The following is a 26,778-nucleotide window of genomic DNA, read 5'->3' on the forward strand; positions in this document are numbered from 1 at the left end:
GGTTTCTGCTCCCCCGGGACACCCCGTCCCGGGGGAGCTTTCCGACATCGTTGCAGCTATAGTGAAACGCATCCGGAGGGTGCGTTGATGTATGCAGTACGCGCGTTCAGGACCGTCGAAATCCTGATGGTCGAGGACAACCCGGGCGACGTTCGCCTGACGCGCGAAGCGCTGCGACAAAGCGATCTCGATCTTCGCCTCCACCACGTCGAGGACGGCGTCGCCGCGATGCATTTCCTGCATCGGCGGGCACCCCATGAAGCGGCGCCGCGACCGGACGTCGTGCTGCTCGACCTGAACCTGCCGCTGATGGACGGGCGCGCCGTGCTGGCGGCCATGAAGTCGGACCCCGTGTTGCGCTCCATCCCGGTGATCGTGCTGACGACCTCGCATGCCGAGGTCGACGTGGAGCGCGCCTACGACCTGCAGGCGAGCTGCTTCGTCATCAAGCCCGCCGACCTGCACGAGTTCAACCGGGTGGTGCAGAGCATCGAGCACTTCTGGTTCAAGACGGTTCGTCTGCGCACGCGGGAGCAGGCGGCATGAGCGGCACGCTGAAGCTGTTGCTGATCGAGGACAGCCGGGCCGATGCCCGGTTGATCGAGGAGATGCTGCGCCGCACCCACATCGACGACTTCGTGCTGAGCTGGTTCGAGCACCTCGACGACGGCGTGCAGGCCTTGCGCAGCCAGGAGTTCGACGTGCTGCTGCTGGACCTCGGCCTGCCGGGCAGCTGGGGCATGGAAACCCTGCAGCAGCTGATGGCGCAAGGCGTGCGGGTGCCGGCGCTGGTGGTGATGAGCGGGCTGTCCGACGAGGCGGTGGCGCTGCAGGCGATCCAGTCGGGCGCGCAGGATTACCTGGTCAAGGGACAGGTCACGGCCGACCTGCTGTCGCGCACGATTCGCTATGCGATCGGGCGCCGCCAGGCCGAAGACGCACTGCGCCAGGCACATGACAAGCTGGAAGTCAGGGTGCAGGAGCGCGCCGCCGAACTGGCGACGGCCGTCCAGGCGCTGCATGTCGAGATCGAGGAACGCGCGCGCGCCCAGGAGGCGCTGCGCCAGCACCGCGATCATCTCGAGGACCTGGTGCAGGCGCGCACCGGGGAATTGGTGGTCGCCCGCGACCGGGCCGAAGTGGCGAACCGGGCCAAGAGCGCGTTCCTGGCCGCGATGAGTCACGACCTGCGCACGCCGCTGAACGGCGTGCTGGGCTTTGCCCAGCTGCTGCAATGGGACAAAGGCCTCAGCGAACGGCAGCGGTCCGCCGTCGGGGCCATCCGCCAAAGCGGCGAGCACCTGCTGACGCTGATCAACGACATCCTCGACCTGGCGAAGATCGAGGCCGGAAAGTTCGAGCTCTGCCCGACCGTGTTCGAACTGCGCCCCTACCTGCAAGGCCTGGTCGAAGTGGTCGGCGTGAAGTCGGCGCTGAAGCCACAGCTGCGCCTGGCGGGAGATTTYGCGCCGAAGCTGCCAGCGACGTTCAAGGCGGACGAGAAGCGCCTGCGGCAGGTGCTGTTGAACCTGCTCGACAACGCGGTCAAGTTCACCGAGCGCGGCGACGTGGTGTTGCGTGTCGAGCCGCTGGATGGCCGGTGCGTCCGCTTCGAGGTGCAGGACAGTGGCGCCGGCATGGCGCAGGACCAACTGGCCCGGCTGTTCCAGCCCTTCGAGCAGGTGGGCAACCTCGAGGACCGCAACCGCGGCACCGGGCTCGGCTTGGCGATCAGCCGCCAGTTCGTGCGCTTGATGGGCAGTGACATCCAGGTCCGCAGCACCCAGGGCAGCGGAACCCGTTTCTGGTTCGAGCTCGCTTGCGAGCCCGCTTCCGGCGATGTGCCGCAGGTGCCGGGCGAACGGCGCACCGTGACGGGCTATGCCGGGCAGCGGCGCCGGATCCTGATCGTGGACGACGTGCCGACCAACCGCGCGCTGCTGGTCGATGCGCTGGGCAGCCTGGGATTCGAACTCGGCGAAGCCGGCGACGGGGAGGAAGCGCTCGACATGATCGACCGGCTGCCGCCCGACCTGGTGCTGCTGGACATCGTGATGCCGCGGCTGGGTGGCATCGAGACGGTCATGCGCCTGCGCCAACGCAACCCGCTGCTGCCGGTGATCGCGGTATCGGCCAGTGCCACGCTCGACGACAAGGACCGCAGCCTTGCCGCCGGCGCCAGTGCGTTCCTGAGCAAACCGATCAGCCTGCAGGCCCTGCTGGACCAACTCGCTGCGCTGCTGCGCATCGAGTGGGCCGAGGCATAGGGGCGGTCAGCGCAGGATGCTTTGCGTGCGCGCGACGGCTTCCGTCCGGTTGCGCACGTTCATCACCTTGAAGATGCGCGACAGGTAGTTGCGCACCGTGTTCGGCGAGATGTTCAGTTCGGTGGAGATGCGCTTGTTCGGCATGCCCTGGCAAACGCACTTCAGAACGGCGGCTTCCCGCGGTGCCAGGTCGTAGGCGGCGGCGAGGTTTTCTTCCGCATAGTTCTGCTCGCTGGCCTCGATCTCGGGCGTGCCTGCCGTGCGCGACATCTCGTCTTCGGTGGGCATGTACTTGTGGCCGGCCAGCAGCAGCGTCACCGCATGCAGGATGTCGGCCGCCGAGCGCGATTTCGGAATGAAGCCGGAGACGCCGACCGCGACGGCGCTGGAGACGAAACGCCGCGTCGTGTGTGCAGAGAACACCGCGATCGGTGGGCAGGCCGGCAGCTTGCGCAGGTAGACGACACCGTTCAGGTTCGGGCCGATCGGCGACGAGATGCCGAGCAGCACCAGGTCGACCGCTTCGTTCGACAGGATGCTGCGTGCCGTCTGGACATCGCCGGCCGCCAGCGCGATCACCGGCCGCTCCAGCTTGGTCAGCATCAGGCTGATGGCATCCCTGACGATCTCGTGATCGTCGACGATCAAAATCCTTGCTATTCCACTACTGCTTGTCATAACCGCCTCGAAGTTGAAGAGATGAGAGCCGTGTCCCTGTGATATTGGCGTGGCGCTGCTGTCAGGCAGCGTCCTCTTCTGGATGGGGTACCGCGTGTCCCTGCATCCGATGATCAAGCTGCTGTGTGCAGGCAGCATGGGCGTTTCGTGCATCTTGTCTGCACATCCGCCGAGCGGGCAGGGAGCTTGGGGTCGTGGTGCGTTGGGTGTCGACGCACGGTGTTTCGCCGATCGCGCCGCGGCGGATCATCAGCAGGGTGCTCGCGGGCGCTGCGGCGCGGGAGGCCGCGACGGTGCTGCGGGCGCGGGCTGCGTGCCGGGCGCGCAGCCTGTCTTCGCGCCGCCGGGCTTCTGCCAGTTCGCATTGCAGCAGATCGATCTGGCTGCGCGCATCGTCGAGGAATTCTCCGGTGGCGGCGCGTTGCCGGGCCAGTTGCTGCCTCAGCGTGACGACGTGGCGCTCGAAGCGCCGCCGGGCCTGCCACCACAGGGCAAGAAGCGACGGTACCAGCAGCGAGGTGCTGACGAGCAGGGCCAGTGGGTTCATGAGAGCGTTCGATGTCGTGTCCATGGTCGTTCCCGGTAGGGCGAAGCCGATGCGGCTGGTGTGGTTCGATGATCCCGTCGGCACGGCGGTCTGGCTATGTACGAATGCCGCGTGGGGGGCCGTCCAAGGTCAACAAATGCCAACTGCAACGGGTCGCCGAGAAGCACAAGAGTCAGGTTGAACTATCGATCGTTTCGGGGTCCGATACGACCTGTGTTTTGTCAACAATTGACAAGTGACAGATATCCCGCCCACCGTCGGAACGTGCCTGCAGGCAGCGTTCAGGCGGCCTTGTCGAGCGCGCTGCGCACCATCTGGAGCGCCGCCTTCGACTGGAACTGCTCCGCAAGGGCCTGCAGCCGCAGTGCAAAGGGGCGGCATGGCTCGCACGCGGCGGCCACCTGCCCGGCGCGGGTCGCGAGATCCTGCATGTTGCCGACCTGGGCGAGGCGCAGCAGGTCCTCGAGATCGGCACGCGCCGGCAGCGACGCAGCCTCCGCCAGCGCGGCCTTGTGGCCATCGACCGGCAGGGCCGCGATGTCCCACTGCAGGTGCAGCAGCTTGCCGATCTCGTCGACCAGGGCCGACAGCGTGAACGGCTTCGACAGGAAGGCGTCGGCGCCGACATCCAGCGTGTGCTGGTGGTCGGCCGCCGATGCACTGGCCGAGATCGCGATGACGCGCACGTCGCGCAGCGTCGGCAGCTCGCGGATGCGCCGCGTGGTCTCGAAGCCGTCCATCACCGGCATCACGCTGTCCATCAGGATCAGGTCGGGTCGGATGTCCAGTGCACGCTCCAGGCCGGCGGCCCCGTCGGAGGCCTCGAACAGCTCGAAGCCGAGCGACTTCAGGAACATCACCATCGGCCGGCGGTTCGCCTCGGTGTCGTCGATCACGAGCAGCTTGCGGCGCGTGCCGGCGTAGCCGATGACGCTCCGTGCCGCGCGTGGCGCAACGGGTTGCGCGCCCTGGTGGCCGGCGACGAGCGCCAGTTCGAGCTCGAACGAGAAATGGCTGCCCCGTCCGATGCGGCTCTCCACCCGGATGTCGCCGCCCATCAGCGCCACGAGCTGGCGGCTGATGGCCAGGCCCAGGCCGGTGCCGCCGAAACGGCGCTGCACGTTGTCCGCCTGCTCGAACGGCTGGAAGATGGCGTCGAGCTTGCACGGCTCGATCCCGATGCCGCTGTCGTGCACTTCGAAGCGCAGCCTGGCGTTCGCCGCGCCGCGCCGGGACTGGTGCACGACCAGGCGGACGTCGCCCGACTCGGTGAACTTGACGGCATTGCTCAGCAGGTTGAGCAGGACCTGCCGCAGCCGCGTGTTGTCGACCATCACCACGATCGCGTCGTCGCTGTCGTCGTCCACGCTGAACGCCAGGTGCTTCTCCGCGGCGCGGATGCGGATGATGTCGGTGATCGCGTTGAGGAAAGGCTTGAGTGCCAGGGCTTCGGGGAACAGCTCCAGGCGGCCGGCTTCGATGCGCGAGAGGTCGAGCAGGTCATTGATGAGCAGCAGCAGGTGTTCCGCGCTTTGCTGGATCGTGCGCACGCCCTGCATCTGCTCCTTGTCGAAACGGTCATCGAGCTGGAACAGCTGCGCGTAGCTCATGATCGCGTTCAGCGGCGTGCGCAGCTCGTGGCTCATGTTGGCCAGGAAGCTGCTCTTGGCCCGGCTTGCGACCTCGGCCGATTCCTTGGCGGCGCGCAGCTGCGCGGTTCGCTCGCGCACCGTGACCTCCAGGCTGGTCTGGTTGACCTGGACCTGGTCGAACATGGCGTTGAACTGCTCGACCAGGTCGCCCAGTTCGTCGTTGCTGCGGCGCGTCACGCGCTGCGGCGCTCGGCCCTGGTGGATGTCGCGTGCGACGCGGGCCAGGTCCTCGATCTGGGACAGGCTGGCGTGCAACAGCACCGCCGCGAGCATCAGCCCGATGGTCAGCGAGATGCCGAGTGCGCTCAGCAGCGGCAGCGAATGCTGCTGCCACTGCGCCAGTTCCGACGGAGCGACGCCGAACAGGCGGAGTTCGCCGATGCGCACGCCGTCGAGGGTGACGTTCAGCGTCGCCATCAGCGGCTCGCCTTCCGCATCGGCTCCCGGATGCGGCACCGTGTAGGTCGCGAACAGCCGCCCTTGCGCGTCATACAGCTCGGCACGGGTGGCCGAGTCCTGGCCGCGCAGCGCCGTCAGCGTCTCGGTGGCCGCAGCGCCATTGCCGAAGGCCAGCGCCGCGGCCGTGCCTTCGGCCATCACGGCGGCCAGTGCCGCCAGGTGCTGCCGGGCCGCCGCCTGCTGCTTCGAGATCTCGCGTCCCACCTGCCAGCTGCCCAGCGAGAGCAGTCCGCAGGCCAGGCTGATGGCGAGCAGCAGCACCGTCTTGCGGCGCAGCGGCAGGCGGCGCCGTCCGAACCAGCGTGCCGCTGCAAAGATGCCGCCGTGGCGGCGAATGCCGTATCCGGGCATCACGACCCCTTGTCGGTCACGATGCTGCGCGCCAGCCGCAGCAACTGCGGCGACAACACGAGGCGCGCACGCTCGGCCTGCGGCAGGTTGATGTCGAACTGCACGCGCTGGCCCGTGGTGGACAGCCGTATCGTCCCGCCGTTGGCGATGAACGCCGGATGGTCGCCGATGGTCAACACCGGCAGCGCGGAGAGCGGTTGCAGCCATGCCCGGTCGACCTCTGAGCCGCCGGAGTACAACAGGTCGCACTGCACCGCTTCCGCGGCCCTCAGGATGCGGCGCAGGCGCACCGGACGGCCGCGGATGAGGGTCCCGTCGGCTTGCGAGAACGCCGCGAACAGCGATTCGCCCCCCTGCACGCACAGCCGGAACGAATCGGCCGCAGCGCCGTCCGGCCACGCCGTGTAGCGCGCGAAGTTCAGCGTGAAGGCAACGCGCAGGTGCTCGACCTGGACGGTGTCGACCTGCGCCGGGACGGCGTCCAGCACCGCTGCCGCCAGGGCGGCAACCAGCCATCGGCGCAGCCTGCGCCGGGGTGCTGGGGGGTGCAGGGCGGAGTTCAGTCGTCGTCCCCGTGGGTTGGAAGCGCCACGTTGCCGGTTCGCACATGGTGCCATGCCGTCCGGGCGCTTCGGGCATGCGCTTCGTGGCGAGCAGCCTGGCACCCGGACAGCGCTGTCTGCCACCACCGGCCTGTCGGCCGTGGGGCGACCCGTGGGCTCATGTGGCGGCTCGCGGCAAGGTGAAACGGAACACGGTGCCTTCGCCCGGCGTGGACGCCACCCAGATCCGGCCGCCGTGGCGTTCGACGATCTTCTTGCAAAGCGCGAGCCCGATCCCGGTGCCGTCGTACTGCGAGCGGCTGTGCAGGCGCTGGAAGAGGATGAAGATGCGTTCGAAGTGGGCCGGTGCGATGCCGATGCCGTCGTCGCTGACCGAGAACTGCCACGCGTCGTCGTCGGGCTGGGCCTCGACGTGCACGCGCGGCCGCGGCCCGCGCCGGAACTTGATCGCGTTGCCGATCAGGTTCTGGAACAGCTGCACCAGCTGGGTGTCGTCGGCTGCCAGCGTCGGCAGGCCGCTGTGGGTCACCTCGGCCCCGCTCTCTTGCACCGCGACCTGCAGGTTGCGCAGCGCCAGCCGCAGCGCGGCGGCGCAGTCGGTCTGCTGCAGCGGGCGGGCCTTGCTGACGACCCGCGAGTAGTGCAGCAGGTCGTTGATGAGCTTCTGCAGGCGCTTGGCGCCGTCGACCGCGTAGCCGATGAACTCGCGGCCTTCGTCGTCCAGCCGGTCGCGGTAGCGGTCGTCCACCAGCTGCAGGTAGCTCGCGATCATGCGCAGCGGTTCCTGCAGGTCGTGCGAGGCGACGTAGGCGAGTTGCTCCAGGTCGGTGTTCGAACGCTGCAGCGCGGCCTGCGTGCGTTCGTGGGCGCTGATCTCGTCGCGCAGGCTGGCGTTCTGGGCCTCGACGCGGCGCTGCAGCGAATGCAGCGTCAGGTGCAGCCGGATGCGGGCCAGCACCTCGGCCACGTCCAGCGGCTTCGTCACGTAGTCGACCGCGCCGACCGAGAAGCCGGTGAGCTTGTCGGTGGTTTCGGCCAGTGCCGTCATGAAGATCACCGGGATCTGGCGCGCCGCCTCGACGGTCTTGAGCCGCCGGCAGGTCTCGAAGCCGTCGAGCCCCGGCATCATGACGTCCAGCAGGATCAGGTCGGGCCGCACCAGCGTGGCCCGCTCGATGGCGTCCTCGCCGTCCTGCGCCACCACCACGCGGTAGCCGTGGTGGGCGAGGAAGCGCGCGGCGGCTTCGAGGTTGGCCGGCAGGTCGTCGACGACGAGGATGGTTTCCGTTGCTGCAGGAGCCGTTTCGTGGGCGGCGATGGGTGAGGCGTCGGTTTGCATGGCTCAGCTCGGGTGGTTGGCGATGGGGCGGTCCGTGCCGATCAGGAACATGCCGGTGTGGCTGCGCAGCGCCTGCGACGATGCCCGCAGCGAGTGCACGGCCTCGGCGGTGCGACCGGCTTGCGCGGCGCCTTGCTGCGTGCCCTGCGCGAGCAGCGCCAGCGCTTCGTTGACGCTGGCAATGTAGCGGTTCTGGTCGGCTGCGGCGGTCGAGATCGACCCCAGCAGGCCGGTCATCCGGCCGGCGTTTTCCACCAGCTCGCTCATCCGCTGGCTGGCGTCGGCGCTGATGCGCGTGCTGCCTTCGACCCGCTGCACGTTGGTGTGGATCARGCCGCGGATCTCGCGCGCCGCGGCGGCCGATCGGTCGGCCAGCATCCGCACCTCGGCGGCGACGAMGGCAAAACCCCTGCCGGCCGTGCCGGCACGCGCCGCCTCGACCGCGGCGTTCAGCGCCAGCAGGTTGGTCTGGAACGCGATGCTGTCGACCACGCCGGTGACGTCGGCGATGGTGGTGGACAGCTGGCGCAGTTCGGCCAGCGTGCGGGCCTGGCTGGCCATCGCGTGCTGGCCCGCCTGCGCCGCCTGCGCGTTGGCCTCGCACAGGCGCGCAGCGGCATCCACCTCGCCCTGCGTCTGGTCGGCGGCCTGCGAGATGCGCCGGGCCGCCTCGGCACAGTTCTGCATGCTGCGGCGCGCATCTTCGCTGCCGGTCACCAGGGCCTGCGCATGGCCGTCGAGCTCGGCGCTGGCATCCAGCACGTCGCCGGACACCTGGCGCACGTCACCGATGATCGCGGCGAACGAATGCTGCAGCGCCTTGGCCGCCTGGATCAGCCGGGCCGCCTCGTCGGAGCCCCAGGCCACCGGCGTGCCGGTCAGGTCGCCGCGCTGCATGCGGGCCATGTGGGCGGCCACCACGTCGAGCCCGCCCTGGGTCGCCTTGCGGAACGACCAGAACAGGTAGGCGGCGAGCAGCAGGCTGCACAGCAGCATCGAGATCACCGTGTTGCGGCGCAGGCTGCCGGCGCGGCTGCGCTGCTCCAGCAGCTCGCGGGCAGTGACGAGCGCCTGCTGGTGCAGTGCCCAGTAGCCGTCGAAGGCCCGGCTGCCGGCCGCCTTGAAGCGCACGGGATCACCCTTGACGCTGCCGCCCAGCACGTAGCGGCGCGCCAGGCCGCGCAGCTCGGCGGCCCCCGGGCTGCCCTTGTCGAGGCCGAGTGCCGGGCGCAGCGACTCGCGCAGCGCCAGCGCCTTGTCGAGGTCGTCGGCGGTCTGCGCCTCCAGGTACTCCATGACCGGCAGTGCGTCGGACAGCAGGCGCTGCTGGGGGCTCGTGATCTCCCCGCTGGCCAGGGCCTGGGTGCCGAGCGAGGCCACCTGGCCGATGCGGTCGCCGAGCTCGGGAATGCGCACGATGGCCCCGGCGATCAAGCGCCCGGTGGCCAGGTCGGAATCCTGCGACAGGCCAGACTGCTCCAGCACCACGCGGACCAGCGCCAGCTGGTCCGACGCCAGCTGCGTGTAGCGTTCGTAGACCTCGGTGGCGTCGGAGCCCTGGGGAGGTGCCGGCGGCAGATCGGCCGCGATGGCCTTGAAGGCCGCAGCGGTGTCGAACACGCCGCCGAGCGCGCGCTGCGCGGCCTCCAGCCGCATGAACTGCGCCCGGTAGGCGGCCGCGTCGGCGGCCCAGGCGACGGCCTCGTTCACCGCGGTGGCCTGCATCGCCCGCGGGCGCTGGGCCTGGGTCAGCCGCACCAGCGGCAGCGCATCGGCCAGGTACTGCAGGCCTTGCAACTCGCGTGCGGTGGCGGCCAGGGCATCGGACACACCGCGCAGGTACACCGTGCCCAGCATCGTGATCGGCACCAGGAACACCGCCGAGATGATGCAGGCCTTGGCATGGAACGACAGCCGGCGGAACAGCCGCACGCCGGGCGCCCACACGCCGTGGTACCTGAAGAAGTCCGGCAACCGGGGCTTCGGCGCTTCGGTCGGCGGTCGCAGGCCGACGGTGGTTCCGGCGGAGGTCGATGTGTCCATGGGGTACTTCTTCCTGTTCCAAGGAGTCACGGAAAGAGACGTTCGCGTTCCTTGCTGTTGACAAATATCGCCGCGCCGGCCCCTCCAGTGAATGACTGATTTGTCAACGAATGACAACTGGCGGGAACCGGCGCGTGAGCACGGGCGCCGGTTGGCAGTTGTTGACAAAGCCCCGGTTCAAACGGCGTCCACTGTGTCGAAACCCGAATCACATTCGCGGTTCACGTGGATGCCATCAAGAAAGGACCAGAACGTGAAGATCACATTCCCGGGGGCGCTTGCCCTGTTGCTGGCACTGGCCGGCGGGGTCGGCGCGGCATGGGCTGCCGATGACGCTGCGACGCCCCAGGACCGCCAGTGGCTGCTGCCCGACCAGCCACCGCACCCGGCGGACAACACGCCGTCGGCCGCGCGCATCGAGCTGGGCAAGATGCTGTTCTTCGACGCGCGGCTGTCGTCCGAGGGCACTCTCTCGTGCGCCGGCTGCCACAACCCGCTGTACGGCTGGTCGGACGGGCTGCCGACCGCCAAGGGCTGGCGCGGCAAGGTGCTGGGGCGGGCCTCGCCGACGATCGTCAACGCCGGCTACAACACGGTGCAGATGTGGGACGGCCGCCGTTCGAGCCTGGAGCACCAGGCGATGGGGCCGATGGAGTCGGCCGACGAGATGGCCAGCCGGCTGGACACCTTGTTCGGCTGGCTCTCGGGCAACCCGGGCTACAAGGCGGCGTTCGACGCGGCCTACCCGGGCGAGGCGATCGACAAGGCCACCACCTCGAAGGCCATCGCGGCATTCGAGCGCACGGTGGTCAGCAACGACGCGCCGTTCGACCGCTGGCTGCGCGGCGAGCAGGGCGCGATGACGCCGCAGCAGGTGCGCGGCTTCCGGCTGTTCACCGACGTGGGCAAGGGCAACTGCGCGGCCTGCCACCAGGCGCCGAACTTCACCGACAACGGCTTCCACAACATCGGCCTTGCGTCGCACGGCCGGGAGCAGCCGGATCCGGGCCGTTTCGCGATCAAGCCGCTGCCGTCGCTGAAGGGGGCGTTCAAGACGCCGACGCTGCGCGGCGTGGCGCTGACGGCGCCGTACTTCCACGACGGCTCGGCCGCGACGCTGCTCGACACCGTCGCGCACTACAACCGCGGCGGCGACGTGCGCACCGACCTGTCGACGGTCATCAAGCCCTTGAACCTGTCGAACGGCGAGATGCGCGACATCGTCGCCTTCATGGAAGCGCTGACCGGGCCGGTCCGGCCGTTCACGCTGCCCCGGCTGCCGGCGAACTGACGAGGAGAAGCCGCATGTTCTCCATCCCCCACCGGAACGGTTTCGCGCTGGCCGCATCGCTGCTGCTGGCGGCATCCCCTGCCTTGGCCGCCGAGCACGTGCTGGCGCAGAAGGGCAAGGCGTTCTCGATGAAGAAGCTGCAGGCGAAGGTCGGCGACTCGGTGAAGTTCGTCAACGAAGACCCGTTCGCCCACAACGTGTTCTCGCTGTCCGATGCGAAGAGTTTCGACCTCGGCTCGTTCGGCCAGGGCGGCTCCAAGTCGGTCACGCTGGACAAGCCCGGCACCGTCGAGGTCGAATGCGCCGTCCACCCGGACATGCGCATGGTCATCGAGGTCGGCAAGTGAAGCCGTGGGACCGGCGCGCGCTGTGGATCGGCGGGCTGGTCGCGGCCTGCCTGTGGAGCTGCGCGGCGCGCGGCACCGAGTTGCCGCGCGACAGCCGCGATGCCGCGGTGTTCCGCGGCGCGCTGGTGTTCGGCAACTACTGCGTCACCTGCCACGGCATCCATGCGGACGGCAACGGCCGCGCGGCACGCTTGTACAAGCCGAAGCCGGCCAACCTGCGGCTGATCGACAAGAACGATGCCTACGTCGCGTTGATCGTCAGGCTGGGCGGCGAGGCGCTCGGGCGTTCGCCCTTCATGCCGCCATGGGGCGCCGAGCTGACCGACGAGCAGATGCGCGACCTGGTCGTCTACGTGCGGTCGCTGAACGAGCGCGCCGACCCGGCGCGCTGAACCCGGGCGCTCAGCCCTGGGCCCAGAACACCGCGAACCAGCCCTGCGGGTCGGTCCAGTGCCGCAGCTGGCGGAAGCCCGATTCGCGCAGCAGCGCCTCGAAGCTCGCGAGGGTGTACTTGTACGAGCTTTCCGTGTGGATGCGTTCGCCGATCGCGAAGCGGCGCTCGTGTCCCGGCCAGCGCACGCTCAGGTCGCGCCGGGCCTGCAGGTGCATCTCGATGCGCGACAGCCCGGCATCGAAGCGCGCCACATGCTGCCAGTCGGGCAGCTGGAAATCGCTGCCGATGCGCCGGTTCAGGTGCGGCAGCAGGTTGCGGTTGAAGGCCGCGGTGACGCCCAGCGCATCGTCGTAGGCGGCTTCCAGCAGCGCGGCCGGCTTCACCAGGTCGACGCCGATCAGCAAGCCGCCGCCGCGCGCCTGCTCGCGCGCGCTCGACAGCAGCCGCGACGCCTGCTCGGGCGTGAAGTTGCCGATGCTGGAGCCGGGGTAGAAGAACACCGGCCGCTCGCGCAGCAGCTCGGTCGGCAGGGTCAGCGCATTCGCGAAGTCCATCCCCAGCCCGGTGACGGGCAGCGCCGGGTGCTCGCGCTGCACGCCGGCCAGCGCCTCGCGCAGGAAATCGACCGAGATGTCGATCGCCACGTAGCGCGACGGCCGGAATTCCGGGAACAGCCGCACCGCCTTGGCGCAGTTGCCGGCGCCCAGGTCGATCAGCGTCATGCCGGGGCCGATCGCCGCGGCCATCTCGCGGCCGTGCAGGTCGAAGATCGATGCCTCGGTGCGCGTCGGGTAGTACTCGGGCAGCTCGGTGATGGCCTCGAACAGGTGCGAACCGAGGCTGTCGTAGAAGTATTTCGGCGCCACCTCGGCGCGCGCCTTCATCAGCCCGGCGCTCACTTCGGCCAGTGTCGCGGTCTCGGTGGGCAGCGTGTTCTGCATGAACTTCGGCTGCAGCGCCGGCGGGCGCTGGGGCCGGGCGGCCTGCGCGGGTTCTCTCGATGCCAACAACGGGTCCATGCAGGTCTCCTTGGGGTGGGGCGCATCTTGCCGGATGCCGCCAACGGTTGTCGATCCGGCGGCGTAGGACTTACAGCCGTCGAGGTGTAGGACTCGCCCTCGGATCGAGGGCGGCGTCGGACAGCCATAATCCCGCCCTGGCCCTCGCCGCGAAGGGCGACGGAAAGCGCCATCGATGCAGATCGGTTTCTCCATCAACGAAATACTGTGCCTGCTGAGCCTCGTCACCGGCGCCTGCTGGTTCGCGTGGCGCCGCCGCCTGGCGCGCCTGCCGGCCCCGGTGCGCAAGCCGCTGTGGGTGAGCTTCGGGGCCGAGCTGTTCTTCGTGGTGGCGCTGATGTTCACCTGCCGCGTCGCGGTGGCCGACTGGCCCAAGGTGCCGTCCGGCTCGATGGAGCCCACGCTGCGCGTCGGCGACTACCTGCTGGTCAACCACCTGGCCTACGGTCCGCGGCTGCCGTTCACCAACACCGCGATCGAGTTCGGCCAGCCGCAGCGCGGCGACGTGGTGGTGTTCCGCTTCCCGCGCAACGTCTCCGAGTTCTACGTCAAGCGGCTGATCGGCATGCCGGGCGACGTGGTGCGCTTCCAGGATGGCGTCGTCAGCGTCAACGGCACGCCGTTCCAGGCCGAGCAGGTGAGCGACGGCAGCGAACCGGGCGTGCGGGAGGAAGACCGCGGGCAGTGGCTGCAGAAGGAGACGCTGCCCGGGCGCGAGCACCTGATCAAGATCAACCCGTTCGTGCAGGGCCGGATGGCGGTCGACCTGCAGCAGCCCGACCTGGCCGCGCACTGCAGCAACGAGCGCAGCGGCGCCTGGCAATGCACCGTGCCGCCCGGCCAGTACATGATGCTGGGCGACAACCGCGACAACTCCGAAGACTCGCGCCGCTGGGGCTTCCTGCCGCATGCGCAGGTCTACGGCAAGGCGGTGCGCGTGCTGTTCAACTTCTCCGACATGTCCCGCTTCTGGACCGCGCTGTGATGGCCTCTTCCCTCGATCTGCAAGGCAAGCGCATCGTGCTCGGCCTGTCCGGCGGCATCGCCTGCTACAAGTCGGCCGAGCTGACGCGTGCATTGGTGAAGGCAGGTGCCTCGGTGCAGGTGGTGATGACCGAGGCCGCCGAACAGTTCATCACGCCGGTCACGATGCAGGCGCTGTCGACGCGGCCGGTCTTCACCAGCCAGTGGGATGCGCGCGAGGCCAACAACATGGCCCACATCAACCTGACGCGCGAGGCCGATGCGGTGCTGGTCGCGCCGGCCAGCGCCGATTTCATCGCCCGGCTGGTGCAGGGGCGGGCCGACGACCTGCTGAGCCTGCTGTGCCTGGCGCGTCCGATCGCGCAGTGCCCGCTGCTGGTGGCGCCGGCGATGAACCGCGAGATGTGGGCACACCCGGCCACGCAGCGCAACATCGCGCAGTTGCGCGCCGACGGTGCCGCGGTGCTCGGGCCGGGCAACGGCGACCAGGCCTGTGGCGAGATCGGCGACGGCCGCATGCTCGAGCCGCTGGAGCTGCTCGAGGACGTGATCGCGTTCTTCGCGCCCAAGCGCCTGCGCGGCCAGCGCGTGCTGGTGACGGCCGGGCCGACCTTCGAGCCGATCGACCCGGTGCGCGGCATCACCAACCTGTCCAGCGGCAAGATGGGCTTCGCGATCGCGCGTGCGGCGCACGAGGCCGGCGCCGAGGTGACGCTCGTGGCCGGCCCGGTGCACCTGCCGACGCCGCGCGGCGTGCGCCGCATCGACGTGCAGACCGCGCAGCAGATGCACGACGCGGTGCTGCCGCTTGCGCCGCGGCACAGCGTGTTCGTCGCCACCGCCGCGGTGGCCGACTGGCGGCCGGCGACGCTGTCCGACCACAAGATCAAGAAGAACGGCAGCAAGGTGGCGCCGACCTTCGAGCTGACCGAGAACGCCGACATCCTGGCCGCGGTGGCCCGACTGCCCGACCGGCCGTTCTGCGTCGGCTTCGCGGCCGAGAGCCACGACCTCGCAAAACACGCGCGCGAGAAACTGGAGCGCAAGAATGTGCCGCTGATCGTCGGCAACCTCGGGCCGGCGACCTTCGGCCGCGACGACAACGCCTTGCTGCTGGTCGATGCGCAGGGCGAACGCCAGCTGCCGCATGCCGACAAGCTGACGCTGGCGCGCGCGCTGGTGCAGGACATCGCGGCGCGGCTGTCTTCTTCTTCCTCCGCGAAACCATGACCCCCATCGACCTGAAGGTGCTCGACCCGCGCATGGCCGAGCAGCTGCCCTCGTACGCCACGCCCGGCAGCGCCGGCCTCGACCTGCGCGCCTGCCTGGATGACCCGCTGGTGCTGGAGCCGGGGCAGACCCGGCTGATCCCGACCGGCCTCGCGATCCACGTTGCTGACCCGGGCCTGGCAGCGATCATCCTGCCGCGCTCGGGGCTGGGCCACAAGCACGGCATCGTGCTCGGCAACCTGGTCGGGCTGATCGATTCCGACTACCAGGGCCAGCTGATGGTCAGCTGCTGGAACCGCGGGCAGGCGGCGTTCACGATCGCGCCGATGGAGCGCATCGCGCAGCTGGTGATCGTGCCGGTGGTGCAGGCGAGCTTCCGGGTGGTGGGCGAGTTCGGCGCCTCGGACCGCGGCGCGGGCGGGTTCGGGTCCACCGGCAAGCACTGAAACGGCTTTGCCGAACCTGCGGCTTGGTGCGTGCATCCCGGATGCCAATCCAGGACCGGAGCAAGCGCAGGGAGGCGACTGGGGGGCTCGTTTACCCTGCCGCAACATTCTTGTCGAAATGCTTTGATAGGCTAAGCATCTCCGTCAAGTTGTTCGAAGGCATCGCGCGCCGTGGCCTCATCCTTCAAGCTCGAATCAAGCGGCTCCGCCCCGGATGCGAGCCGCTGCGCCGCCGAGATCCTGAGCGTCGTGCCCGACGTGATGAACGCCATCCGCATGGGCATGCGCGGCAACCTCGACACCGGGCTGTCGGTGCCGCAGTTCCGCTGCCTGGGTTTCATCGGCCGCAACGCCGATTGCTCGATCAGCGACGTCGCCGGCTTCATGGGTGTCACGCTGGCCACCGCGTCGGCGATGGTCGACCGGCTGGTGAAGGCCGACTACGTCTCGCCCGCCACCGCCCAGGCCGACCGCCGCCGCACCGAGCTGCGCCTGAGCGCCGCCGGCAAGGCGCTGCTCGAGCAGATCCGCCGCGGCGCGCGCGCCGACCTGGCACAGACCCTGGCCGGCGCCACCGCGGCTGAACTCGCCGCGCTGATGCAAGGGCTGGCGATCCTGAAGACGCGGTTCGTCCATGACTGATGCCACCGCCACGCCCTGCGGCACGGACCCGGCAGCCCAGGCCGCGGCCTTGCTGCGGCGGCGCTTCCTGCGGCTGTTCGGCGCGGTCATGCTGCCGATGTTCCTGGCCGCCGTCGACCAGACCCTGCTCGCGACCGCCACCCCCGTCATCGGCCGCGAGTTCGGCGGGCTCAGCGACACCTCGTGGCTCGCCGTCTCCTACCTGCTGGCCTCGGTGGTGATGGTGCCGCTGTACGGCCAGCTCGGTGACCAGTTCGGCCGGCGCCGGCTGCTGTCGATCGCGATCGCCGTGTTCTCGCTCGGCTCGCTTGCCTGCGGCCTGGCCGGCGGGCTGGGGTGGCTGGTGGCGGCCCGCACGCTGCAAGGCCTGGGGGGCGGCGGGCTGATGACGCTGTCGCAGGCGCTGATCGGCGAGGTCGTGCCGCCGCACCAGCGCGCGCGCAGCCAGGGCTACTTTGCGATCGTCTTCACGCTGGCCAGCGTCGGCGGGCCGGTGATCGGCGGCCTGGTGGTGCACCACGCCAGCTGGCGCTGGCTGTTCCTCGTCAACCTGCCGCTGTGCGCGCTGGCGCTGTGGCGCCTGCACACGCTGCGCGGCGACGACGTGCAGCACCCGCGCCAGGGCCCGGCCGACGTGCGCGGCCTGCTGCTGTTCGCCGCCGCCATGGGCCTGAGCCTGTTCTGGCTGTCGTCGGCCGGACACCGCTTCGAATGGRCATCGGCCACCAGCGCCGCGATGCTGGCCGCGGCGATCGGCTTGTGGGCCGTGCTGCTGAAGGTCGAGCGCGGCGCGGCGCGGCCCTTCCTGCCGGTCGACCTGCTGCGCCTGCGGCCGGTGCGCTTCGCGACCCTCACGGTGGTGGGCTTCGCGTCGGCGATGTTCGCGATGGTGTTCTACCTGCCGGTCTACCTGCAGCTGTCGCTGCATGCCGATGCTGCCGAATCCGGCCTGCTGCTGTTGCCGCTGACGGCCGGCATCGTCTGCGGCGCGGCGCTCACGGCACGCCTCATCATCTGGACCGGGCGGCCCACGGCCATTCCCGTCGGCGGGTTGCTGCTCGCGGCGCTCGGCCTGCTCGGGCTGGCCTGGCTGCCACCGGACAAGCGCACGCTGACCTGCCTCGGCTTCGCGGTCGGCCTGGGCCTGGGCAGCGTGATGTCGGTGATGCAGATCGTCACGCAGACGGCCTCGGGCCCGGCCCGGCTGGGCGCGGCCGCCGCGACGATGGCGCTGGCGCGCACGCTCGGCTCGTCGATCGGGGCCAGTGCGTTCGGCGCATTGATCTTCGGCCTGATCGGCAGCAGCGACGCGCTGCATGCCGCGCAGGACCCGCATGCGCAGGACGCGCTGCGCCTGGCGTTCGAGGTGGCGTTCGTCTGCGCCGCGCTCGTGTGCATGCTGGCCGCCTGGGCCGCCAGCCGCGTGCCGGGCTTGCGTTTCAATCCCGAAATGGGCGGTCGGGCCGATTTTTCAGAATGACCTTGGCGAGCAGTTCATGAACAAGAGCTTGATGGGATGGGTGGCCGCTGCGGCGGTCGTGGTGCTGAGCGTCGGCTATGGCGTGATGCGCAACAAGGGCGATGGTGCATCGGCCGCCGGCGCGCCCGCGGGTGCCGCGTCCGGCGTCATCAGCGTGACGACGGTGCGCGCGCAGCAGCGCGACTACGAGGTCACGCTCGAGGCCACCGGCAGCGTCACGGCGCTGAACAGCGTCGACGTGCGCCCGCAGGTCAGCAGCACCATCACCCAGGTGCACATCAAGGAAGGCCAGTTCGTGAAGGCCGGCGAGCTGCTGTTCACGCTCGACGCGCGCACCGACGAGGTCAACGTCGCCAAGGCCCAGGCCCAGCTCGAGAAGGACCTGGCCTCGCTGGCCGACGCGCAGCGCCAGCTCGCGCGCAGCAAGGACCTGCTGGCGCAGAACTTCGTCTCGCAGAGCGCGGTCGACAGCAGCCAGACCCTGGTCGAGGGCCAGCAGGCGGGGGTGTCGTCCGACCGCGCCGCGCTGGCCGCCGCGAAGGTGGCGCTGGGCTACAACCGCATCGTCGCGCCGGGGGCAGGGCGCGCCGGCGCGATCAACGTGTTCCCCGGCAGCTCGGTGCAGGCGGCCGCCACCACGCTGGTCACTCTGACCCAGATCGACCCGATCGCCGTCGGCTTCAACCTGCCGCAGCGCAACCTCGGCGAGGCGCTGCAGAACCTGGGCGCCGGCCGCGGCACCGTGACGGCCGTGCTGCCCGAGGGCCGCGGCACGCTGACCGGCAAGCTGCAATTCGTCGACAACAACATCGACGCCTCGTCCGGCACCGTCAAGGTGAAGGCGGTGTTCGACAACCGCCAGCAGACGCTGTGGCCGGGCGCCTTCGTCACCGTGCGGCTGGTGGTCGAGACGCTGAAGGACGCGACCGTGGTGCCGCAGGCCTCGGTGATCCAGGGCCCGCGCGGCAACATCGTCTACGTCGTCGACGAGGCCGGCAAGGCCGCGGCGCGCCCGATCCAGGTGGTGCAGGCGGCCGGCAGCGATGCCGTGGTGAAGGGCGTGCGCGCGGGTGAACGCGTGGTCGTCGACGGCCGGCAGAACCTGCGTCCCGGCGCGCCGGTGGCCGAGCGCGCCGCCAGCGGTGCCGGCGGCACGGGCACGGGCAAGGGCAAGGGCGACCGCGCTGGCGCGAGCGCACCGGCCGGCGCATCATCCACGTCTGCTTCCGCGGTGACGCCATGAACCTGTCCGAACTGTTCATCCGCCGCCCGGTGATGACGGTGCTGCTGAACGCGGCCATCGTCGTCGCCGGCGTGATCGCCTACACCCGCATCCCGGTGGCGGCGCTGCCCAGCTACAACACGCCGGTCATCAACGTGTCGGCGGCGCTGCCCGGCGCGAGCCCCGAGACGATGGCGACCTCGGTCGCGCTGCAGCTGGAGAAGCAGTTCCAGACCATCCCCGGCCTCTCCGTCATCAGCTCGGCCAACACGCTGGGCAGCACCTCGGTGACGCTGGAGTTCGACGAGGGCCGCGACATCGACGCCGCCGCCGTCGACGTGCAGGCCGCGTTGCTGCGCGCGCAGCGCCAGCTGCCGCAGGACATGACCAGCCCGCCGTCGTACCGCAAGGTCAACCCGGCCGATGCGCCGGTGCTGCTGATCGCGCTGACCTCGCCGTCGCTGAACCTGTCCGACCTGAACGACTTCGCCGAGCACCTGATCTCGCCGTCGCTGTCGACGCTGTCCGGCGTCGCGCAGGTCAACATCTTCGGCCAGAAGCGCTATGCGGTGCGCGTGCGCGTGCTGCCCGATGCGCTGGCCGCGCGCAACATCAGCCTCGACGAGCTGAACGCCGCGCTCGGGGCGGCCAACGCCAACACCCCGGTCGGCACGCTCGAGGGCCCGAAGCAGACGCTGACGCTGCAGGCCAACCGCCAGCTGCGCAACGCGGCCGAGTTCGGCGAGCTGATCGTCAGCAGCCGCAACGGCAACCCGGTGCGGCTGAAGGAAGTCGCGAACGTCGAGGACAGCTACGAGACGGTGAAGACCTTCGCGAGCTACAACGGCGAGCCGTCCATCACGCTGGCCATCCTGCGCCAGCCCGACGCCAACACCGTCAAGGTGGTCGACGCGGTGCGCGCCGCGCTGCCGGGCTTCCAGGCCCAGCTGCCGCAGTCGGTGCGCATGAACCTGGTCAACGACCGCTCGGTGTCGGTGCGCGAGTCGCTGCACGACGTCACGCTGACCATGCTGGGCACGATCGCGCTGGTGGTGCTGGTGATCTTCCTGTTCCTGCGCCGCTTCGTCGCGACCGTGATCCCGACGCTGTCGCTGCCGGTGTCGCTGGTCGGCGCGATCGCGCTGCTGTGGGGCTTCGGCTACACGCTCGACAACATCTCGCTGCTCGGCCTCACGCTCGCGGTCGGCCTGGTGGTCGACGACGCGATCGTGATGCTCGAGAACATCATGCGCCACGTCGAGCACGGCGAGGCGCCGTTCGGCGCTGCGCTGCGCGGCTCGCGCGAGGTCGGCTTCACCATCATCTCCATCTCGACCTCGCTGATCGCGGTGTTCATCCCGATCTTCTTCATGCCGGGCGTGATCGGGCTGCTGTTCCACGAGTTCGCGGTGATCGTCTCGCTGGCCATCATCGCGTCGGCCTTCGTCTCGCTGACGCTGGTGCCGATGCTGGCCAGCCGCTTCCTGACCGACGACGAGCACAAGAAGCGGCCGGGGCTGCTGGTGCGCTCGTTCGAGCGCGGCTTCGACCTGCTGCTCGATGCGTACTCGCGCTCGCTCGACGTCGCGCTGCGGCACCGCGTCGCCGTCGTCGCGGTCGCGCTGGTCACCTTCATCGCGACCGGCTGGCTGTTCGCGACCATCCCGAAGGGCTTCTTCCCGCAGGAGGACATCGGCCAGCTCAGCGTGCAGACCGAGGCCTCGGAAGACACTTCGTTTCCCGAGATGGTGCGGCTGCAGGATCGCGTCGCGAGCATCATCCGCGACGACCCGAACGTGCTCGCCGTCAGCTCGTTCAACGGCGGCGGCGGCGCGCAGAACACCGGCCGCATGTTCGTCGCGCTGAAGCCGCATGCGGACCGCCAGGACATGACCAAGGTGGTCGAAGGGCTGCGCCGCAAGCTGCGCGACGTGGCCGGCATCTCGGTGTTCATGCGACCGATCCAGAACCTTCAGCTCGGTGGCCGGCAGAGCAAGGCGCAGTACCAGTACATCCTGCAGAGCGTGCGCGCCGACGAGCTGAACGACTGGGCGCTGAAGCTGCAGGACAAGCTGCGTGCCGACCCGCTGTTCCGCGACGTCACCAGCGACTCGCAGCTGCGCGGCCTGCAGGCCTCGCTGAAGATCGACCGCGACCGCGCCAACGTGCTCGGCGTGTCGATCGACGCGGTGCGCTCGGCGCTGTTCAGCGCCTTCGGCGAGCGCCAGGTGTCGACCATCTACACCAGCGTCGACAGCTACCAGGTGATCATGGAGGTGGCGCCGGGCGCGAAGCAGGACGAGAGCGCGTTCAACAACATCTACGTGCGCTCCTCCAACGGCGCGCTGGTGCCGATCTCGAGCTTCGCGACGGTGACGCGCACGGTCGGGCCGACCTCGATCAACCACGTCGGGCAGCTGCAGGCGGTGACGGTGTCGTTCAACCTCGCGCCCGGCGCGGCGCTGGGCGATGCGACCGGCAAGATCGAGCAGTACCGCGAGCAGATCGAGCTGCCGTCGTCGATCATCACCACCTACGGCGGCGATGCGGCGGTGTTCAAGAGCTCGCAGGGCAGCCAGGCGATCCTGATCATCGGGGCGCTGCTGGTGATCTACGTGCTGCTGGGCGTGCTGTACGAGAGCTACATCCACCCGCTGACCATCCTGGCCGGGCTGCCGTCGGCGGCGGTCGGGGCGCTGCTGACGCTGAAGCTGTTCAACCAGGACCTGACGCTGATCGCGACCATCGGCATCCTGCTGCTGATCGGCATCGTCAAGAAGAACGCGATCATGATGATCGACTTCGCGCTCGACCAGCAGCGCACGCACGACATGGCGCCGGCGCAGGCGATCCGCGAGGCCTGCGTGCTGCGCTTCCGGCCGATCATGATGACGACGCTGGCGGCGCTGATGGGCGCCTTGCCGATCGCGCTGGGGCTGGGTGCCGGCGCCGAGCTGCGCCAGCCGTTGGGCCTGGCGGTGGTCGGCGGGCTGGTGTTCTCGCAGGCGATCACGCTGTACATCACGCCGGTGATCTACCTCTACCTCGATCGCTTCAGCGGCAAGGGCCCGGTCACCTCTGCGGAAGGTGCCGTCTCAGTGAAGGTGTGAACCCGATGGCGCGGTGGTCAGGATGCTGAGGGCCGGCGTGCCGACGCTGCCGGCCTCGATCTCTTCCTCGGTGGCCTCGCGCACGTCGCGCACCGTCAGGTCCAGGCGCAACGCGATGCCGGCCAAGGGGTGGTTGCCGTCCAGCACCACGTGGGTCGGGTAGACCTCGGTCACGGTGTAGACCGCATCGCGCTGCAGGCCTTCGGTGGCCGCGCCTTCGGGCGGGCCGTCGAACTGCATGCCGACGTCGACCTGCTCGGGGAAGATCGAGCGTTCCTCGAAGAACACCAGGTCGGGGTTGTAGTCGCCGAAGGCGTGTTCGGGCTCGAGGTGAAGCTTGGCTTCGAAGCCGGTCTCCTGGCCGATCAGCGCATCTTCGACCTTGGCGAGCAGGTCGTCGCCACCGACGAAGAATTCGACCGGCGCTTCCAGTTCGTCGATCAGCTGGCCTTGGGCGTCTTCGAGCCGCCACGTGAGGGCGACGACGCAGGGGTTGGTGATGAGCATCGAGGAATGATCGCACAATCACCCGATGCCCGAGACGACCCCAGCCCCCTCCACGCCCGGTGATCGCGCCGATGCGATCCGCCGGCCGATCCCCTTGCTCGGCGGCCTGTCGCCTGCCGCCTTCATGCGCCGCCACTGGCAGAAGCGGCCGCTGCTGATCCGCCAGGCGGTGCCCGGCATCCAGCCGGTCGCGCCGCGTTCGCAGTTGTTCGAGCTGGCCTCGCGCGAGGATGTCGAGTCGCGGCTCATCGTGCACGGTGCGAAGGGCTGGGCCATGAAGCGCGGGCCGCTGCCGCGGCGCTCCCTGCCGCCGGTCGCGCGGCCCGGCTGGACGCTGCTGGTGCAGGGGCTGGACCTGCACCTCGATGCGGCGCGCGAGCTGCTGTCGCGCTTTCGCTTCGTGCCCGAGGCGCGGCTCGACGACCTGATGGTCTCGTGGGCCAGCGACGGCGGCGGGGTCGGCCCCCACGTCGATTCGTACGACGTGTTCCTGCTGCAGGTGCAGGGCCGGCGGCGCTGGCGCATCGGGCCGGTGGCCGACGCATCGCTCGAACCCGGCGTGCCGCTGAAGATCCTGAGCCGTTTCGAACCCGACGAGGAATGGCTGCTCGAAGCGGGCGACATGCTGTACCTGCCGCCCGGCTGGGGGCACGACGGCGTGGCCGAAGGCGAGTGCATGACCTGCTCGATCGGCTTTCGCGCGGCCGGGCGCGACGAGCTGGCCACCGAGGTGCTGCAGCGCATCGTCGAGACTTCCGAACGCGCGGACGACGACCCGCTGTACCGCGATCCGTCGCAGCCGGCCACCGACGCGCCCGGCCGCGTGCCGAAGCGCCTGCAGGCCTTCGCCGGCGCTGCGGTGCAGCGGCTGCTGCGCGACCCGCAGGCGCTGGCCTGCGCGCTCGGCGAACTGTTGAGCGAGCCCAAGCCTCAGGTGTGGTTCGACGGCGGCGAGGCGCTGCAGGATCCGCAGGCCGTGCAGCTCGACCGCCGCACCCGCATGCTGTACGACGACCGCCACGTCTTCATCAACGGCGAGTCGTTCCGCGCGGCCGGCCGCGACGCGCGGCTGATGCACCAACTGGCCGACTCGCGTGCGTTGGGGCTGGCGGATGTCGCGCGGCTGAGCGACGATGCGTTCGGGTTGCTCGGGCAATGGGCGCAGGCGGGGTGGGTGCGCCTGCAGGGTTGAACATCGGCAGGAGAACGGACGATGGACGAGAACAAGCCGGCGGGCGACGAGAGTGCCACGCATCGCATCATCACCTCGCGCAGCGACTTCCGGCAGGCCTTGCGCGACGGCTTCGCGCTCGCCGCGCAACAAGGTTGCCGCGAGTTGTTTCTGAGCGATCCCGACTTCAGCGACTGGCCGCTGGGCGAAACGGCGGTGCTCGACCACCTGACGCGCTGGGCCTTCGCACACCGGCGCCTGACGCTGCTGGGCGGGCATTTCGACGACGTGCCGCGGCGTCACGTGCGCTTCGCGCAATGGCGCCGGCAGTGGTCGCACCTGATCGATTGCCGCTCGCCGGAAGAAGACGACGAGCACGAGGTTCCGACGATGCTGCTCGCGCCGGGGCTGTTCACGCTGCGCCTGCTGAACCCGGTGCAATACCGCGCAAGCTGGTCCACCGACGAGGCCGACGCGGTGCGCGCGCGCGAACAGCTTGATGCACTTTTGCAACGCTCTGTCGAGGGCTTTCCTGCGACAACGCTGGGCTTATAGGGTAAGCCATACGTCTGCGTATAATCATGGGCTGGACCGAGGAAATGCTCGAGCTTTTCTCGGTCTGAATGCGTTGGGGATCTGCCCGGATATCGATAGATCGGAGGGTTCCCACAATTACCGGTAATTGTCTGAACCTTTCATTGAGGATAAGTATGAAAAAGTCGCTTCTGTTGGCTTCCCTGGTTGCTGCTGTTGCTCTGGCCGCTTGCGGCAAGAAGCCGGAAGAGGCAGCTCCTGCCGCTCCGGCCGCCACGCCGGCTCCGGCTCCCGCTCCGGTGGTTGACGCCGCTGCTTCGGGTGCTGCAATGGCCGCTTCGGCTGCCACGGATGCCGCTTCGGCTGCTGCCGGCGCCGCTTCGGCCGCCGCTTCGGCAGCGAAGTAATCGCCTTCCGGCGATGACGAAGAAGCCGCCCTCGGGCGGCTTTTTTCATGTCCCCATGTTTCAACGCGTTGCGCTCAACGCAGCGACAGCCAGTCGAAACCCGAGACCGGGTCGGCGACGATGATGTCGCCGGGGCTGCCGCCGGTCACGCCGGCCAGCGCCTGCACCGCCAGTTCGGGGCGGTTGTTCTGCCGGCTCAGGTGCGCGGCCACCAGGTGGCGCAGGCCGCCGTGCAGGCAGGCCGAGAGGATCTGCGCCGCGGTCTCGTTCGACAAGTGTCCGAGCCGCCCGCCGACGCGCCGCTTCAATGACGCCGGATAACTCGAGTTCGCGAGCATCTCCAGGTCGTGGTTGCATTCCAGCAGCAGCGCATCGCAGCGTTGCAGGTGGGCCAGCAGGTGGGCCGTCGACGACCCGGCGTCGGTGAGTACGCCCAGGCAGGCGTCGCCATCGGTGACGCGCAGCTGCAGCGGTTCGTTGGCATCGTGCGGCACGGTGTAGGGCAGGATCTGCAGCTCGCCGACGGCAATCGCCTCGCCATCGCGCGCGACGTGCAGCCACTCCTGCGCGGCCGGGTCGCCCACCGCGCGCCAGGTGCCGAGGCTGGTCCACAGCGGGATGCGCCGGCGGCGCGCCAGCGTCAGCGCGCAGCCGACGTGGTCGCCGTGTTCATGGGTCACGAACACCGCGTCGATGTCGTCGATCGTGAGGCCGGTGCGCGCGAGGCGCGAGCCCAGCTCGCGCAGCGAGAAGCCGGCGTCGATCAGCAGCCGCGTCGTGCCGACCCCGCTGCTCGCCTCGACCAGCGTCGCATTGCCGGTGCTGCCGCTGCCGAGGCTGCAAAAGCGCAGCATGGGGTCGAGGCCGGTGCGGGCTCTACTTCAGCTCGTCCACCAGCAGGCCGACGATGCGCTTGCCGGCGTCGCCGTTCTCCGGCTCGCCCTTGCTGTTGAGCACCGAGACCATGCTGGTGTCGCCCTGGCCGGCCACCTTGACGCGGTAGCGCACCGGTGCGAAGTTGCCCTTGTCGCCGGTGCCGAACAGGCGGCTGAAGAAGCCCGGCTCTTCCTTGCCGGCCATCGCCGGATCGACATAGCGCACGAAGTAGACGCCCTGCGTGCGATCGCGGTCCTCGACCGTGAAGCCGCTGCGGTCGAGCGCGAGGCCGACACGGCGCCAGGCGCGGTCGAACGCGTCGTCCACCTGCAGCGTCGCGGCCGGCTGGCCCTCGATGGCGCGGGCGTGCGGCACGGCGGCGGCCGGTGCCGACGCGGCCTGCTGCGACGCGAGCTTGGCCTGCTCGTCCTTCGCGCCCAGCTTGACCAGCAGGCGCGACAGCATCTCGCTTTCCAGTTCAGGTTCGGTCGGGCGCGGTTCCCAGCCGGTCTGTTCCTTCTGCTGGCCGATGTAGACCTCGCGCAGCCCGCGGTGCGCGATGTGGATCTCGGTGCCGTTGGCGCTGCGCTCGACGCGGGTGCGGTACTTGTCGCGCTCGCCAGTGGAATACAGGCCGTCGATGACGCGGCCCAGCGTGCGGCGGATGATGTCGTCCGGCAACTTGGCGCGGTTCTCGGCCCATTCGGTTTCCATCACGCCGGCCTCGGGCTGGTCGACCGAGATCGTCAGGCCGCGCTCCTTCCAGAAGGCCTGCAGCTGCGGCCACACCTGCTCGGGCGTCTGCGTCGTGACGATCCAGCGCTGGTCGCCCTGGCGTTCCAGGCGCACCTGGCCGAGCGCGTTGGGTGCCACGGTCTGCGTCGTGGCGGTGGCGGGCTGGCCGCTGCCGGGGTTGGCCTGCGGCGTCTGGAAGGTCGTGGCGCTGACGGTGCCGCCGGTCTGCGCATAGCGCGAGTCGTTCTGCAACTGGGTCAGGTCGGGCGGCACCTCGAGCGGCGTGGGCTTCGCGGTCGCGCTCTTGTAGTCGACCTTCTCGCCGGTCACGGCCGTCTCGATCGTCGAACAGCCGGTGGCGGCCAGGCTCAGTGCGAGGGCCGCAGTGATCGCGTGGGCGAGAGGAGTCAGGGGAAAACGAATCACGTTGTGCATCTCCGAGGGCAGTGCCGCAGTGGGCGCCGGCCGGGCCGGGTGAAAGAAG

The 26,778-nt window shown here is 69.5% G+C and carries 24 protein-coding genes; 14 read left to right on the forward strand and 10 right to left on the reverse strand.

Annotated elements, in window-relative coordinates; genetic code table 11:
• Positions 1 to 87: 87 nt before the first annotated feature.
• Positions 88 to 546: a response regulator gene (locus AC1DYN_RS05455; protein WP_477958096.1), complete on the forward strand. Its 459-nt coding sequence runs from the start codon at positions 88 to 90 to the stop codon at positions 544 to 546.
• Complete coding sequence (locus AC1DYN_RS05460) at positions 543 to 2,267, forward strand: response regulator (protein ID WP_477958097.1); 1,725 nt, start codon at positions 543 to 545, stop codon at positions 2,265 to 2,267. The genes AC1DYN_RS05455 and AC1DYN_RS05460 overlap by 4 nt, the downstream gene beginning before the upstream one ends.
• A gap of 6 nt (positions 2,268 to 2,273) precedes the next feature.
• On the opposite strand, the gene AC1DYN_RS05465 is transcribed toward AC1DYN_RS05460, so the two are convergent.
• The 6 genes from AC1DYN_RS05465 to AC1DYN_RS05490 all read right to left on the reverse strand — a co-directional run bounded on the left by AC1DYN_RS05465 (position 2,274) and on the right by AC1DYN_RS05490 (position 9,899).
• A complete protein-coding gene (locus AC1DYN_RS05465) occupies positions 2,274 to 2,915 on the reverse strand; it encodes a LuxR C-terminal-related transcriptional regulator (RefSeq protein WP_477958098.1) in 642 nt (213 codons plus the stop codon).
• Between the two features lie 91 nt (positions 2,916 to 3,006).
• Entirely contained in the window at positions 3,007 to 3,516 is a 510-nt protein-coding gene (locus AC1DYN_RS05470) for a hypothetical protein (RefSeq protein WP_477958099.1), read from the reverse strand.
• A gap of 257 nt (positions 3,517 to 3,773) precedes the next feature.
• Entirely contained in the window at positions 3,774 to 5,954 is a 2,181-nt protein-coding gene (locus AC1DYN_RS05475; protein ID WP_477958100.1) for an ATP-binding protein, read from the reverse strand.
• Entirely contained in the window at positions 5,954 to 6,442 is a 489-nt protein-coding gene (locus AC1DYN_RS05480; RefSeq protein ID WP_477958101.1) for a YfiR family protein, read from the reverse strand. Before AC1DYN_RS05480 ends, AC1DYN_RS05475 begins: the two co-directional genes overlap by 1 nt.
• A 232-nt stretch (positions 6,443 to 6,674) precedes the next feature.
• Positions 6,675 to 7,856, reverse strand: coding sequence for a sensor histidine kinase (locus tag AC1DYN_RS05485; protein WP_477958102.1), 1,182 nt, complete (start codon positions 7,854 to 7,856; stop codon positions 6,675 to 6,677).
• A gap of 3 nt (positions 7,857 to 7,859) precedes the next feature.
• Positions 7,860 to 9,899, reverse strand: coding sequence for a methyl-accepting chemotaxis protein (locus AC1DYN_RS05490; RefSeq protein ID WP_477958103.1), 2,040 nt, complete (start codon positions 9,897 to 9,899; stop codon positions 7,860 to 7,862).
• Positions 9,900 to 10,152: 253 nt separating this feature from the next.
• On the opposite strand from AC1DYN_RS05490, the gene AC1DYN_RS05495 reads away from it, so the two are divergent.
• Genes AC1DYN_RS05495 through AC1DYN_RS05505 form a run of 3 tightly spaced genes read left to right on the forward strand, consistent with a single transcriptional unit; the run spans position 10,153 to position 11,929 of the window.
• A complete protein-coding gene (locus tag AC1DYN_RS05495; protein WP_477958104.1) occupies positions 10,153 to 11,190 on the forward strand; it encodes a cytochrome-c peroxidase in 1,038 nt (345 codons plus the stop codon).
• A 14-nt stretch (positions 11,191 to 11,204) separates the two neighbouring features.
• Positions 11,205 to 11,537 carry a cupredoxin domain-containing protein gene (locus tag AC1DYN_RS05500; protein ID WP_477958105.1) on the forward strand — a complete coding sequence of 111 codons (333 nt, stop codon included), beginning with the start codon at positions 11,205 to 11,207 and terminating at the stop codon, positions 11,535 to 11,537.
• The gene (locus tag AC1DYN_RS05505) at positions 11,534 to 11,929 is read left to right on the forward strand and encodes a c-type cytochrome (protein WP_477958106.1); all 396 of its coding nucleotides are present in this window, start codon (positions 11,534 to 11,536) and stop codon (positions 11,927 to 11,929) included. Before AC1DYN_RS05500 ends, AC1DYN_RS05505 begins: the two co-directional genes overlap by 4 nt.
• Before the next feature lie 10 nt (positions 11,930 to 11,939).
• Here the strand turns inward: AC1DYN_RS05505 and egtD are convergent, their stop codons facing one another.
• Positions 11,940 to 12,950 carry an L-histidine N(alpha)-methyltransferase gene (gene egtD / locus AC1DYN_RS05510; protein ID WP_477958107.1) on the reverse strand — a complete coding sequence of 337 codons (1,011 nt, stop codon included), beginning with the start codon at positions 12,948 to 12,950 and terminating at the stop codon, positions 11,940 to 11,942.
• A 175-nt stretch (positions 12,951 to 13,125) separates the two neighbouring features.
• Between egtD and lepB the strand changes: the two genes are divergently transcribed.
• The 7 genes from lepB to AC1DYN_RS05545 all read left to right on the forward strand — a co-directional run bounded on the left by lepB (position 13,126) and on the right by AC1DYN_RS05545 (position 22,064).
• A complete protein-coding gene (gene lepB, locus AC1DYN_RS05515) occupies positions 13,126 to 13,935 on the forward strand; it encodes a signal peptidase I (RefSeq protein ID WP_477958108.1) in 810 nt (269 codons plus the stop codon).
• A complete protein-coding gene (coaBC, locus tag AC1DYN_RS05520; RefSeq protein ID WP_477958109.1) occupies positions 13,935 to 15,164 on the forward strand; it encodes a bifunctional phosphopantothenoylcysteine decarboxylase/phosphopantothenate--cysteine ligase CoaBC in 1,230 nt (409 codons plus the stop codon). Before lepB ends, coaBC begins: the two co-directional genes overlap by 1 nt.
• Entirely contained in the window at positions 15,161 to 15,610 is a 450-nt protein-coding gene (gene dut / locus AC1DYN_RS05525) for a dUTP diphosphatase (protein ID WP_477958110.1), read from the forward strand. Before coaBC ends, dut begins: the two co-directional genes overlap by 4 nt.
• Before the next feature lie 171 nt (positions 15,611 to 15,781).
• Entirely contained in the window at positions 15,782 to 16,252 is a 471-nt protein-coding gene (locus AC1DYN_RS05530) for a MarR family winged helix-turn-helix transcriptional regulator (protein WP_477958111.1), read from the forward strand.
• Positions 16,245 to 17,732, forward strand: a complete 1,488-nt coding sequence (locus AC1DYN_RS05535; protein ID WP_477958112.1) for an MFS transporter — start codon at positions 16,245 to 16,247, stop codon at positions 17,730 to 17,732. Before AC1DYN_RS05530 ends, AC1DYN_RS05535 begins: the two co-directional genes overlap by 8 nt.
• A 16-nt stretch (positions 17,733 to 17,748) precedes the next feature.
• On the forward strand, positions 17,749 to 18,975 hold the full coding sequence (locus AC1DYN_RS05540; RefSeq protein WP_477958113.1) for an efflux RND transporter periplasmic adaptor subunit: 1,227 nt from the start codon (positions 17,749 to 17,751) through the stop codon (positions 18,973 to 18,975).
• Complete coding sequence (locus AC1DYN_RS05545) at positions 18,972 to 22,064, forward strand: efflux RND transporter permease subunit (RefSeq protein ID WP_477958114.1); 3,093 nt, start codon at positions 18,972 to 18,974, stop codon at positions 22,062 to 22,064. The genes AC1DYN_RS05540 and AC1DYN_RS05545 overlap by 4 nt, the downstream gene beginning before the upstream one ends.
• On the opposite strand, the gene AC1DYN_RS05550 is transcribed toward AC1DYN_RS05545, so the two are convergent.
• Positions 22,050 to 22,571, reverse strand: coding sequence for an FKBP-type peptidyl-prolyl cis-trans isomerase (locus tag AC1DYN_RS05550; RefSeq protein ID WP_477958115.1), 522 nt, complete (start codon positions 22,569 to 22,571; stop codon positions 22,050 to 22,052). The genes AC1DYN_RS05545 and AC1DYN_RS05550 overlap by 15 nt on opposite strands.
• Before the next feature lie 25 nt (positions 22,572 to 22,596).
• Here AC1DYN_RS05550 and AC1DYN_RS05555 point away from each other — a divergent pair, with 25 nt between their 5' ends.
• Positions 22,597 to 23,763, forward strand: coding sequence for a JmjC domain-containing protein (locus AC1DYN_RS05555; protein ID WP_477958116.1), 1,167 nt, complete (start codon positions 22,597 to 22,599; stop codon positions 23,761 to 23,763).
• 21 nt (positions 23,764 to 23,784) lie between these two features.
• The gene (locus AC1DYN_RS05560; RefSeq protein WP_477958117.1) at positions 23,785 to 24,297 is read left to right on the forward strand and encodes a hypothetical protein; all 513 of its coding nucleotides are present in this window, start codon (positions 23,785 to 23,787) and stop codon (positions 24,295 to 24,297) included.
• A gap of 460 nt (positions 24,298 to 24,757) precedes the next feature.
• On the opposite strand, the gene AC1DYN_RS05565 is transcribed toward AC1DYN_RS05560, so the two are convergent.
• Together AC1DYN_RS05565 and bamC are read right to left on the reverse strand one after the other, a co-directional pair.
• Positions 24,758 to 25,534 carry an MBL fold metallo-hydrolase gene (locus tag AC1DYN_RS05565; protein ID WP_477958163.1) on the reverse strand — a complete coding sequence of 259 codons (777 nt, stop codon included), beginning with the start codon at positions 25,532 to 25,534 and terminating at the stop codon, positions 24,758 to 24,760.
• A 25-nt stretch (positions 25,535 to 25,559) separates the two neighbouring features.
• Positions 25,560 to 26,729 (reverse strand): NlpB/DapX family lipoprotein, encoded by a 1,170-nt coding sequence (bamC, locus tag AC1DYN_RS05570; RefSeq protein ID WP_477958118.1) that lies wholly within the window; start codon positions 26,727 to 26,729, stop codon positions 25,560 to 25,562.
• Positions 26,730 to 26,778 lie beyond the last annotated feature (49 nt).

This window comes from Rhizobacter sp. P2_D12, assembly GCF_056404395.1.